11 protein-coding genes and 1 pseudogene are annotated in these 11,300 nt (G+C 41.5%); 2 read left to right on the top strand and 10 right to left on the bottom strand.

Annotation, left to right across the window (positions count from 1 at the left end):
- Window positions 1-124 precede the first annotated feature (124 nt).
- The gene (locus G2999_RS00095) at window positions 125-457 is read left to right on the top strand and encodes a TusE/DsrC/DsvC family sulfur relay protein (RefSeq protein WP_010177492.1); all 333 of its coding nucleotides are present in this window, start codon (window positions 125-127) and stop codon (window positions 455-457) included.
- An 8-nt stretch (window positions 458-465) separates the two neighbouring features.
- On the opposite strand, the pseudogene serS reads toward G2999_RS00095, so the two are convergent.
- The 6 genes and pseudogenes from serS to lrp form a co-directional block, all read right to left on the bottom strand.
- Window positions 466-1,760 (bottom strand): annotated as a pseudogene (gene serS, locus G2999_RS11435) (serine--tRNA ligase).
- Between the two features lie 9 nt (window positions 1,761-1,769).
- Window positions 1,770-2,150, bottom strand: coding sequence for a fluoride efflux transporter CrcB (gene crcB / locus G2999_RS00085; RefSeq protein ID WP_010177490.1), 381 nt, complete (start codon window positions 2,148-2,150; stop codon window positions 1,770-1,772).
- Entirely contained in the window at window positions 2,147-3,469 is a 1,323-nt protein-coding gene (locus tag G2999_RS00080) for a replication-associated recombination protein A (protein ID WP_010177489.1), read from the bottom strand. Before G2999_RS00080 ends, crcB begins: the two co-directional genes overlap by 4 nt.
- Complete coding sequence (lolA, locus tag G2999_RS00075; protein WP_010177487.1) at window positions 3,450-4,130, bottom strand: outer membrane lipoprotein chaperone LolA; 681 nt, start codon at window positions 4,128-4,130, stop codon at window positions 3,450-3,452. Before lolA ends, G2999_RS00080 begins: the two co-directional genes overlap by 20 nt.
- Window positions 4,131-4,249: 119 nt before the next feature.
- Window positions 4,250-6,757, bottom strand: a complete 2,508-nt coding sequence (locus G2999_RS13795) for a DNA translocase FtsK (protein ID WP_010177484.1) — start codon at window positions 6,755-6,757, stop codon at window positions 4,250-4,252.
- Window positions 6,758-6,839: 82 nt separating this feature from the next.
- Window positions 6,840-7,331, bottom strand: coding sequence for a leucine-responsive transcriptional regulator Lrp (gene lrp, locus G2999_RS00065; protein ID WP_010177482.1), 492 nt, complete (start codon window positions 7,329-7,331; stop codon window positions 6,840-6,842).
- Between the two features lie 119 nt (window positions 7,332-7,450).
- On the opposite strand from lrp, the gene ald reads away from it, so the two are divergent.
- The gene (gene ald, locus G2999_RS00060) at window positions 7,451-8,578 is read left to right on the top strand and encodes an alanine dehydrogenase (protein ID WP_010177481.1); all 1,128 of its coding nucleotides are present in this window, start codon (window positions 7,451-7,453) and stop codon (window positions 8,576-8,578) included.
- A gap of 123 nt (window positions 8,579-8,701) precedes the next feature.
- Here ald and pyrF read toward each other — a convergent pair whose 3' ends face one another.
- Genes pyrF through ihfB form a run of 4 tightly spaced genes read right to left on the bottom strand, consistent with a single transcriptional unit; the run spans window position 8,702 to window position 11,158 of the window.
- A complete protein-coding gene (gene pyrF / locus G2999_RS00055; RefSeq protein WP_010177479.1) occupies window positions 8,702-9,397 on the bottom strand; it encodes an orotidine-5'-phosphate decarboxylase in 696 nt (231 codons plus the stop codon).
- A gap of 18 nt (window positions 9,398-9,415) precedes the next feature.
- Window positions 9,416-10,585: a lipopolysaccharide assembly protein LapB gene (lapB, locus tag G2999_RS00050; RefSeq protein ID WP_010177476.1), complete on the bottom strand. Its 1,170-nt coding sequence runs from the start codon at window positions 10,583-10,585 to the stop codon at window positions 9,416-9,418.
- A gap of 6 nt (window positions 10,586-10,591) precedes the next feature.
- Window positions 10,592-10,849, bottom strand: coding sequence for a LapA family protein (locus G2999_RS00045; RefSeq protein ID WP_010177474.1), 258 nt, complete (start codon window positions 10,847-10,849; stop codon window positions 10,592-10,594).
- 27 nt (window positions 10,850-10,876) lie between these two features.
- The gene (gene ihfB, locus G2999_RS00040) at window positions 10,877-11,158 is read right to left on the bottom strand and encodes an integration host factor subunit beta (protein WP_010177472.1); all 282 of its coding nucleotides are present in this window, start codon (window positions 11,156-11,158) and stop codon (window positions 10,877-10,879) included.
- Window positions 11,159-11,300 lie beyond the last annotated feature (142 nt).

Genomic DNA, 11,300 nt, shown 5'->3' with positions numbered 1-11,300 from the left:
CTTGATCTCTTTTTAGCACCGTCTCGTTTTAGAATTATCTCGTTTTAGTGGATGCTAGTGTTAATCTAAGGCGGTCTAACACCAAGCATTTGTTACAAAGCACATTAACTAAAGTGGAAACACCATGCATTACACATTGAATAGCCACACCATTCCCGCCGACGATAACGGCTATTTATTGGATCATACAATGTGGTCAGAAGCGCTTGTAGAAATAATTGCCGCAGAAGAAAAGATTAAAATGACTGATGCTCACTGGCAAATCGTACGATTTGTACGGGCATTTTATGAGGAATATGACACTAGTCCCGCCATTCGAGCCTTGGTCAAAGCTTTACAACAGGAATTTGGCCCTGAAATTGGCAATAGCCGTCACTTACAACGACTTCTCCCCCAAGGCCCAGCCAAGATGGCCAGCAAGTTAGCAGGCTTACCTAAACCTGCTAAATGCTTATAACATTGAATTTATTTAGCCGGAATCACTTCCAAGCCATTCATGTAAGGACGTAACACCTCTGGCACCACCACAGAACCATCAGCTTGCTGATAGTTTTCCAAGATCGCCACAAGTGTGCGCCCTACTGCTAAACCAGAACCGTTTAGTGTATGAACGAGTTCTGGCTTTTTCGCACCCTTCGCACGGAAACGCGCTTGCATACGACGCGCTTGGAAATCGAGCATGTTTGAACAAGACGAGATTTCGCGATAGGTATTCTGCGCTGGTAACCACACCTCTAAATCATACGTCTTGCATGCGCCAAAGCCCATATCCCCTGTACATAACACCATTTTACGATAAGGTAATTCGAGTGCTTGTAAGATAGCTTCAGCATGCCCTGTTAGTTCTTCCAACGCGGCAAACGAGTCTTCGGGTTTAACTACTTGGACTAATTCCACTTTATCAAACTGATGCTGACGGATAAGACCACGAGTATCACGACCATAACTACCTGCTTCAGAGCGGAAACATGGCGTATGCGCCGTCATCTTAATCGGTAACTGCGCTTCATCAATAATACTATCACGCACAATATTCGTCAGTGGAACTTCCGCAGTCGGTATCAAAGACAGCCCTTGACCTTCTTCTGTGGCCGGTTGGGTGTGGAATAAATCTTCACCAAATTTCGGTAATTGACCGGTACCATATAAGCTATCATGATTGACTAAATACGGCACATATACTTCAGCATAACCATGTTGCTGCGTATGTGTATCGAGCATGAATTGCGCCAAAGCACGGTGCATGTTGGCTACTTGTGAATGCATAACCACAAAGCGTGAGCCAGTGAGTTTGGTCGCTGTTTCAAAATCTAAACCGTTAGATAACCCTGCTGACACATCGACATGGTCTTTTGCTTCAAAAGCTAGTTTGGTCGGCTCCATAAAACGGCTGACCTCGACATTATCCTCTTCGTCTTTGCCCGCCGGTACAGAGTCATCTGGTAAATTTGGAATGCCCGCAGTGATCGTATCAATTTGTGCTAGTAACTCGGTTAATTCAGCTTTGGCCGCATCCATTTATCACCGAGTTCGCCAACTTCAGCCAGTAGAGGTGCGATATCTTCACCCGCTTGCTTGGCTTTACCAATTGACTTAGAACGGACATTACGTTCGTTTTGTAATTCTTGGGTGCTGGATTGCAGATCTTTACGACGCGCTTCAAGTGCTGCCAATGCTGCAACATCTAATTCAAAACCACGAGCCGCTAAACGCTGCGCCGTCTGCGCTAATTCATCACGAAGAAACTTAGGATCTAACATGTACTTTGATTATCCTTTAAATAATTGAAGTGCTATCCACGTAACACATAAACAACATGCTACATTGAGCATAATATTAACCCCTGCTTTGAACCACTGCGCAGTTTGCACTAATGTGATCGTGTCCAAAGAAAAAGTCGAGAATGTCGTCAGTGAGCCTAATATACCCACAACTAAAAATGCACGCACATGCTCTTGCATGTCCATTTGTTGATTGACCCACGCATACAACGCACCAATAAAAAACGATCCAACGACATTGACTAACAATGTGCCATAAGGAAAGTCTTTACCCAATAAAACATGGGTATGGTTCATCAAAAAATAGCGTAGGCATGCGCCAATCGCACCACCAACGGCCACAAACAAATACACAATAAGGTGACTCATGGCTGACCCTTTGGCTGAATACCTGCGTTATGATAAGCGGTTTTGTTTAAATCGTCGAGAAACTCTTGTTTTTGCCTCAGTTTTTGTTCCAATCCACGAGGATTCGGTTGATAAAACCCTTGATCCGATAAATTATCTGGCAAATACCGTTGTCCAGCACTCACTGCGTGATCTTCGTTATGCGAATAACGATAGCCATCACCATGACCTTGAGATTTAGCTAATTCGGTAGGTGCATTTCGTAAGTGATTTGGCACTGGCATATCACAAGTTTCTTGCGCAGCCCGTTTCGCCGCTTTAAAGGCATTATATAATGCGTTCGATTTTGGCGCTAAAGCACAATACACACACGCTTGCGCAATCGCACGCTCGCCTTCTACAGCTCCGACACGATGATAGGTATCCCATGCATTTAAACATAAGGTTAATGCTCTAGGATCCGCCAGCCCAATATCCTCAGAGGCTATAGCGAGTAAACGTCGCATAATCGGCACCGGGTCAGAGTTTGCAGTTAAATACCGAGCGAACCAATACAACGCACCGTCGCTCGATGAGCCACGTACCGATTTATGAAAGGCTGAAAGTACATCATAGTAATGATCACCTTGCTGGTCGAACTGGGCAACTTTTTGTCCTGCCGCTTGAGCAACATGCTGTTGGGTCACACGATGGCTGCCATCAGCTGATTGGCTCAACTGTGCAGCCAATTCAAGATAGAGTAGAGCTCTGCGCGCATCGCCAGAAGATAAGGAAGCTAGCGTCATCAATGCATCATCATCTATTGAAACTGCACATGCACATAACCACTCGTCATTCGCGAGTGCCTGTTGGCAAATTTGAATAATATCAGCGTCAGTTAATGCTTGCAGCACATATACTCGACAACGCGATAACAAGGCATTATTACAACTAAATGAAGGATTTTCAGTTGTGGCACCGATAAACGTGATCGCGCCAGATTCAATAAATGGTAGAAACGCATCTTGCTGTGACTTATTAAACCGATGTACCTCATCCACAAATACAATGGTTACCACACCAGGGTGAGTCATCGCCATGGCGTCACGGATATCTTTGACTCCACTGGTCACAGCCGATAGAACAATTAAATTAGCATCTATATGCTTGGCAATGATTTGCGCCAAAGTCGTTTTGCCAGTCCCAGGTGGCCCCCACAACAACATTGAATGGATATGACCATTCTCTAATGACTGACTAAGCGGTTGATTGGGACCCAATATATGTGATTGACCAATGTAACTGGCCAAATCGGTTGGTCGCATACGCGCCGCAAGTGGCTCAAGGTTGGGTTTGGTCATCAATGCTATACCCTACAGGGATGTCGTATTGGAATTGTGAAACAGGTAACGGCATATTCATGGTGATATTAGATAAAACAAACTCGCTGCGCTGTGCTTGGTTATCCAGCAGAGTAAATGCGCGTAATTCACCTTGAGTGAACACTAGTGTCAATCCTTGAATTTGACCCTGTGCAGATGAGGGTGTGACCTCAAATGAGTCTGCTTGTTGTGTCACACTAAACTGTTCCCACACCTTATCATCAGTTGATGTGAGTAGCATTAATGGATTATCTGATACCATATCTGCCTGATTAAATATGGACACTTGTTCAACAAAATCGTCCACATAAAATACCTTATCACCATTCGCAATTACTAAGGTTTCATCTGGTACCTGTGCATGCCAATACACTCGATTAGGTTGTTGTAATACTAGATTTCCCGAACTGCTATGAATGAGGTTATTGGCTTCGTCTGTCACGGTTTGGGTAAATGTAGATTGAAGCGATGAAATAGCTTCTAAACGTTGACGTAATTCTGTCTTGGCCAGAGATGCGTTTGCAATAAGTGGTGCCTCACTGGCAGCTAATATTGGTGTACTTGAAAGTGACACTAACAACCAAGATGATGCCACTAAAGTAACAAAAGATAATTTAGCAATAGAAGTGTGTAACGACATATATGTCCTTTATGACTATGTATTAAACGTGATTAAACTCACTTAACTAAACATACCATGACTTAATTAAATCAACGCTGAATGAACTGCCATGCCATCATCAGAATCGTTTTCTTAAATTAATCCCGAGGCGCCGCTTTGGCTAACACTTCACGATTACCATTATGACCTGGTGCTGATACGATCCCGCTTTGTTCCATTTGTTCGACTAATCGAGCTGCACGATTATAGCCAATTCTAAATTTACGTTGTACTGATGAAACAGACGCTTTGCGAGTTTCAGTCACAAAGGCCACTGCCTCGTCATAGAATACATCGAGCTCTTGATCCGCATTTTCAGCCTGCTCACCAGGTAGTAGTACTTCACCACCTTCTTGAGGATTCAAAATCTCATCAATATACTCTGGTTCTCCGCGTTTCTTCCAATCACCTACAACGGCATGAACTTCATGATCATCTACAAATGCGCCGTGGACACGCGTCGGTACACCCGTACCAGGCGGAAGATACAACATATCTCCCATACCAAGTAATGCCTCAGCACCTTGCTGATCTAAAATAGTACGTGAATCAATTTTGCTGGATACCTGAAACGCAATTCTTGTTGGTATATTCGCTTTGATCAAGCCTGTGATCACATCAACAGATGGACGTTGTGTCGCAAGGACTAAGTGAATACCGGCCGCACGTGCTTTTTGTGCTATCCGTGCAATCAGCTCTTCGACCTTTTTGCCTACAATCATCATCATGTCAGCAAATTCATCTACCACTACAACGATAGCCGGTAACTTTGTTAAATTAGGCGCTTCACTATCCATACTATCGCCCTGCTGCCAGAGTGGATCCTTGATTGGATGACCATCTTCAATCGCTTTAAGGACCTTGGAATTAAATCCTTTAAGGTTACGTACACCTAACGCACTCATTAAACGATAACGACGTTCCATTTCACCAACACACCAACGCAATGCATTAGAGGCTTCTTTCATATCAGTGACTACTTCAGCTAACAGATGTGGTATTCCCTCATACACAGATAGTTCAAGCATCTTCGGATCAATCATGATCATGCGCACATCTTCTGGCGATGATTTATAGAGCAAACTTAAAATCATGACGTTCACGCCGACTGATTTACCTGAACCTGTTGTACCTGCAACTAATAAATGCGGCATTTTCGCCAAATCTACAATGACGGGTTTACCCGAAATATCGGCACCTAACACCATCGTCAGTGGTGAAGCATTAGCTTGAAACGCATCACCTTCAATCACTTCACTCAAACGTACCATGTCACGATTTTTATTCGGTAATTCCAACCCAATAACAGATTTACCAGGAATAACTTCAACAACACGCACTGAAATAGCTGACATCGCTCGCGCCAAATCTTTGGATAAGGTCGTGATTTTACTCACTTTAACCCCTGGAGCTAGATCCAATTCAAAACGGGTAATTACTGGACCAGGGTATACACCGACCACTTGCGCTGAAATATTAAAATCAGCGAGTTTTTCTTCGACTAAACGTGAAATGCCTTCAAGCTCTTCAGGTGTGATGGGATTCTTCACTTTATCCGCACGATCGAGCAGTGCGAATGAAGGTAACTCTCCCTCAGGCTTCTCTTCATGCTTAGGTCTCATTTTTGTCGTGACACCAGGTGCATTTACGACGGGTGCGTCGACATCAGGGAGGCTAGCTTCAGATGTTGAAGAAGTGTGTATATCAGTAGGTGTCTCATCAAGAGGCACTGATGATGCGTGTGTATCAGAAGAATACACTGGCTCAATATGTATACTAGAATCAGCCGCACCTGACACATCAGCTATTGATGTCTCAGTATCTATATTTTGAGTATCAATGACAATTTCAGGCTCGTTATCGAGTATTTCATCAGATACTTTATAAAATGAATCTTGTGCATTTCTCAGTGAACTATCACGATTTGATGGTTGATTTTCACTTAATGTCGAAGCATTGATATCATCTTTCTGATTAGCACTCCCCTCCCCTTTAGGACTAGGTAGTGACAATTGAGAAACACCTTTGGGTAATGTAACGACTTTTTTACTTGCCCAGATGGTACTCGCACCAATGTAATCAATTATAGATACCCATGATATACCACTGGCTAAAGTGAAGCCTGTCGTAAAAAAACACAATAATAAAATCGTTGTACCGACAAAGCCAAATTGCGGCAATAAGGCACTGGAAATAACATCACCAAATAATCCACCCGCAGAAAAGTAGTACATATCATCAAAGTTAATACTGGCTAAACCACTGATACCAATGGCAATAAAAATAAGACCAATGATCCGTAAACCTATATTGAGATAATCCCATTCAAAGATCTCTTTTACACGTTGAAACGCCATATAACCGGCAAAGGCAAACAAAAAAGGAATACTATAAGCAAGATAACCTAAGATAAAAAATAATAAATCAGCAAGTTTTGCACCTGCGGGGCCCATCCAATTCTGGATAACTGGTTGTAGTCCAGTTTGTGTCCAACCTGGATCGGCTTGATGAAATGACATCAGGGAAAGAAATATAAATAACGCTAATACAGTACATATAATCATGCCTGTCTCAAAAATGCGTTGTATACCAGTAAGTTGACTCATCGTGCGCCTAATGGAAACCAAATCTATATTTAGATTTTATATTATTATAATGTGAATTATTCTAACACAGCTATCGGATAAATTAACGTCCAGAAGCATTGATTTTGATTTTATTCGAATGTTTTACTTCTTCCATCACCACATAGCTTCGCGATTCTCTGACACCCGGTAATTGTAGTAATGTATCGCCTAATAGTTTTCGATAACTGGCCATATCCGCCACACGCGTTTTTAACAGGAAATCAAAGTTCCCAGACACTAAATGGCATTCCTGAATATCATCTTGCTGTTGCACGGCAGCAGAAAAATCTGCAAATATATCAGGTGATGTTTTGGATAATGATATTTCGACAAAGACCAACATGGCAGCACCCAATTTCATCGGATCCACACTTGCTGAATAACCAGTAATATATCCCTGCTGTTCTAATCGTTTAACTCGTTCTAAACAAGGTGAAGGGCTTAATCCAATTTGTTTTGCTAATTCAACATTCGATATACGTCCATCTACCTGTAATGCGGATAATATTGCACGATCCAGTTTATCAATGTGTTTCGGCGTCTTTATAAGCATATAATATTTTTCTATTTGAATTAATTTCCAAATATTATACTGCAAATTTCAAAAATAAGAAATTTAAAGCGTTGTAATATCCCCTATAATCCAATTTTATCCCTTTACAGTGAATAGTTATGATTATTGGTGTACCTAAAGAAGTCAAAAACCACGAATATCGTGTCGGATTAAACCCTGCTGCAGCGAATGAGTTTATCCAACATGGTCATACCGTTTTAGTAGAAACCCATGCAGGTGAAGGTATCGGGTTTAGTGATGACGATTATGAACTTGCTGGTGCACAAATCATTGATACTGCTAAAGCAATATTTTCACAGGCTGAGATGATTATTAAAGTCAAAGAGCCACAGCCCTTTGAGTGTGAAATGCTCCGACCGGATCAGATTTTATATACTTACCTGCATTTAGCGCCAGATCCAGTGCAAACCGAATTATTAGTGAAATCAAAAGCAATTTGTATCGCCTATGAAACGGTCACAGATAATGCTGGAACGTTACCTTTATTAGCGCCTATGAGTGAAGTTGCTGGTCGTATGGCTATTCAAGCGGGCGCGCATTACTTAGAAAAAGCTCAAGGTGGTAACGGTACACTACTGGGTGGCGTACCTGGTGTTGCTCCTGGAAATGTCGTTATCATTGGTGGTGGTGTCGTGGGGACGAACGCCGCAAAAATGGCGGTGGGTTTAGGCGCAGACGTGACTATTTTAGACCGTTCATTACCGCGTTTACGTGAACTGGATGATATTTTCAATGGTCGTGTAAGAACTGTTTACTCCACTACAGATGCTATTGCACAATACTCTGCACAAGCCGATTTAGTCGTCGGTGCCGTTCTTATACCAGGTGCTGCTGCACCAAAATTACTCACACGTAAACATATTGCGAATATGAAAAAAGGCGCAGTAGTTGTTGATGTTGCGATTGATCAAGGTGGATGTTTTGCAACTTCAAAAGCAACAACGCACCAGGAGCCCGTATATATTATTGATGATGTAGTACATTATTGTGTTGCTAATATGCCGGGCGGTGTGGCACGGACCTCAACATTAGCATTAAACAATGCCACGTTACCTTTTGGCCTCGCTATTGCGAATAAAGGGGCAGAACAAGCATTAAAAGATGATGTACATCTAGCCAATGGCTTAAATGTCTATAAAGGATTAGTGACATGTCAAGGCGTTGTAGATGCGTTAGGTGAAAGCTTGAACTTAGAGTACATTCCCGCGTTACAAGCAATCAGCTAACTCGCATAAACTGTGAGATATTTGGGCGGGTCACATTAATAATGATTGATGTAACCATCGCCCAAATAATAAATCCAAGTCATTAATTTCACGATTTAGTAATTACAGAGACTTATAAAAACTCTATATTGAAGCGTTAATTTCTAATAAGGTCTTTAACGGGTCGTGTGATTGTGTAATAGGCCGACCAATGACCATATAACTTACTCCGCTTGCCATGGCCTGTGGTGGCGTCATAATACGTATTTGATCGCCTACATCACTCCCGACAGGACGTATACCTGGCGTAACTAGTAAAAAATCATCGTTAACAATTTCACGTAACGCCACCGCCTCTTGAGCTGAACAAACAACACCATCCAAACCTGACGTTTGAGTCAACAAAGCAAGTTTGTTCACTTGGTCGGCTACTTTGATATTGGGTGTGACTTGCCCTAATTGAGCTTCATCCATAGAAGTGAGCACCGTAACAGCAATTAGTTTAGGCGCATCAGCACCAAAACTCTCTAGTCCCGCTTTAGCTTTACTCATCATGCTGGCACCGCCACTAGCATGCACATTAATCATCCATACTCCCAAATCTGCAGCAGCAATACATGCTTTAGCAACGGTGTTAGGGATATCATGGAATTTTAAATCTAAAAATACATCAAATCCTTTATCCACTAATGGTTTAACCGCTTGCGGACCAAAATAAGTGAACATTTCTTTGCCGATTTTTAACTTACATAATTCAGGTGATACTTTATCAACAAAATTATGTAAATCTGATAACTGATTAAAATCACACGCGACGACAACTTTTGGATCAAATGACATGCTTAACCTCGTTTAACATTATTCGCCATCTAATCCTTTGATGGGCTTCACGACACTCCAATGCTTACATGCAGGACATAACCAATACACCTGTCTGCCAGAAAAACCGCATTTAATACAACGGTATTTAGGACGGGCTTGAATTTGTTTTTCTACCAAATCAGCTAATAAACCTAAGCTATTTTGGATTTGTTTATCTTCTTGTTGTTCCACAAAAAAACCTAATAGCGTTTTAAATCCACGCATTGTAGGTTTTTGTTTAAGCTGTTCGAGAAGAATATTTGTGGCTTCGGTATCTTCACCACGCTTAGCCGATAATTTTACTTTCGCCAAATATGACGTTGCACACTCTTGCCAATAAGGGGCTAAGCTAGATTCTAATAACTCATCGTCATGCAATGCTTCTGAACACTGCTCAAGTAAGGGAACCGCTTCAGAGAACCATGATATATCACGGTTTGGTACTTGATTCAGCGCATCTGCGGCTTTTTGATACTCTTGAGATTCTATGTAAATGCGCCCCAGCATAAGCCATGGACGAACTGCATGCTCATCAATATCAATGGCTTCATGCAGAAACGGGATCGCATTAGAATAATCCGCGGCCTTAACAAACTGCTGAGCTTTTTCACAATAAAAATGCGATAACTGATGCGCCACATCTTTTTGATTGGAATCAACGCTTAACATACGTTGAGACAAATCAATCGCTTTGTCCCACTCTTTAGTCGTTTGGTAAATCTCAAATAAGTAACGTTGTGCAGCAGCTCTATGCTTGTCGCTATCTAGTAGTTTTAAATAGGAATTCTCTGCCCGCTCAAGAAATCCAGCTAGCATGTAGTCTCGACCTAATTCACTTAAGGCATTTTCACGAGGAGTGCCTTGCAACTCATCACGAGATACAAGATTTTGATGTATACGGATTGCACGATCTAATTCACCCCGATGACGGAAAAAATTCCCCATCGCAATATGTGTTTCCACCGTATCATTATTTAACGAGATCATTTTGATTAACGTATCAACCGCTTTATCAGGTTGATCAGATAATAAAAAATTTAAGCCTTTATAATAATGTTTGGAAAGAATGCTCGATTGTTTACGTTGGGCGTTACGGACACTGTTGCGACCCATCATCCAACCATAACCTGCCGCAACTGGCAGCAGTAAAAATAGCAATTCAAGCATAAGGTATTATTCTTCTGTGGATAAGCGCTTTAATTGGTTTCGCAGGCTCTTCACTTTCCAGGTTAATTTCAACCAACTACTAAAAAAGGTCAACATACCAATCACGACTCCTAAAGAAAACACTATAGCCATCAAAGTTGATTGACGTAATTCACTTTGTGCTATCAAATAATTGATGGTGACAAGCTCTTGATTACGTGAGCCGATAATAACTGCGATAACAAGTACAATGATGAGTACCAAAAATGTTAATAATCCTTTCACAAAGCTATCCTTTTTTGTCTCGCATTGTTAAGAAAAATCAACGCGATCGCGTAATTCTTTACCCGGTTTGAAATGTGGGACATACTTTCCCGATAATTCTACTAATTCACCAGTCTTTGGATTACGACCAGTTCGTGGAGCTCGATAATGTAAAGAAAAACTGCCAAACCCTCTTATTTCAATGCGTTCACCGCGTTGTAATGTTTGCGCCATGTACTCTAATAATTCTTTAACAGCGACTTCAATTTCTCGAGTTTGAACCTCATCATAAGATGTCATTAACTTTTCGATCAATTCAGATTTGGTCATATTAGGTGCCTCGTTAATCTGAGATTATATAATATAGACTAAGAGTACAGAAAAAAAAGTGTAACGCAAGTAAACTTGCAGTTACACCTTTTTTATTTTTCAGACTAAAAGATTACTCGCCTTTGGCTGCTTTGAAAGCTTC

It is taken from the genome of Glaciecola sp. HTCC2999 (assembly GCF_000155775.1).
Taxonomy (GTDB): Bacteria; Pseudomonadota; Gammaproteobacteria; order Enterobacterales; family Alteromonadaceae; genus Opacimonas.
This window is presented reverse-complemented; position numbering and strand designations above follow the sequence as displayed.

What these genes read in the sequence shown, in the direction of transcription:
- G2999_RS00095 (WP_010177492.1), top strand. Translation starts at nt 125, where the DNA reads ATGCATTACACATTGAATAGCCACACCATTCCCGCCGACGATAACGGC.
- crcB (WP_010177490.1), bottom strand. Translation starts at nt 2,150, where the DNA reads ATGAGTCACCTTATTGTGTATTTGTTTGTGGCCGTTGGTGGTGCGATT.
- G2999_RS00080 (WP_010177489.1), bottom strand. Translation starts at nt 3,469, where the DNA reads ATGACCAAACCCAACCTTGAGCCACTTGCGGCGCGTATGCGACCAACC.
- lolA (WP_010177487.1), bottom strand. Translation starts at nt 4,130, where the DNA reads ATGTCGTTACACACTTCTATTGCTAAATTATCTTTTGTTACTTTAGTG.
- G2999_RS13795 (WP_010177484.1), bottom strand. Translation starts at nt 6,757, where the DNA reads ATGAGTCAACTTACTGGTATACAACGCATTTTTGAGACAGGCATGATT.
- lrp (WP_010177482.1), bottom strand. Translation starts at nt 7,331, where the DNA reads ATGCTTATAAAGACGCCGAAACACATTGATAAACTGGATCGTGCAATA.
- ald (WP_010177481.1), top strand. Translation starts at nt 7,451, where the DNA reads ATGATTATTGGTGTACCTAAAGAAGTCAAAAACCACGAATATCGTGTC.
- pyrF (WP_010177479.1), bottom strand. Translation starts at nt 9,397, where the DNA reads ATGTCATTTGATCCAAAAGTTGTCGTCGCGTGTGATTTTAATCAGTTA.
- lapB (WP_010177476.1), bottom strand. Translation starts at nt 10,585, where the DNA reads ATGCTTGAATTGCTATTTTTACTGCTGCCAGTTGCGGCAGGTTATGGT.
- ihfB (WP_010177472.1), bottom strand. Translation starts at nt 11,158, where the DNA reads ATGACCAAATCTGAATTGATCGAAAAGTTAATGACATCTTATGATGAG.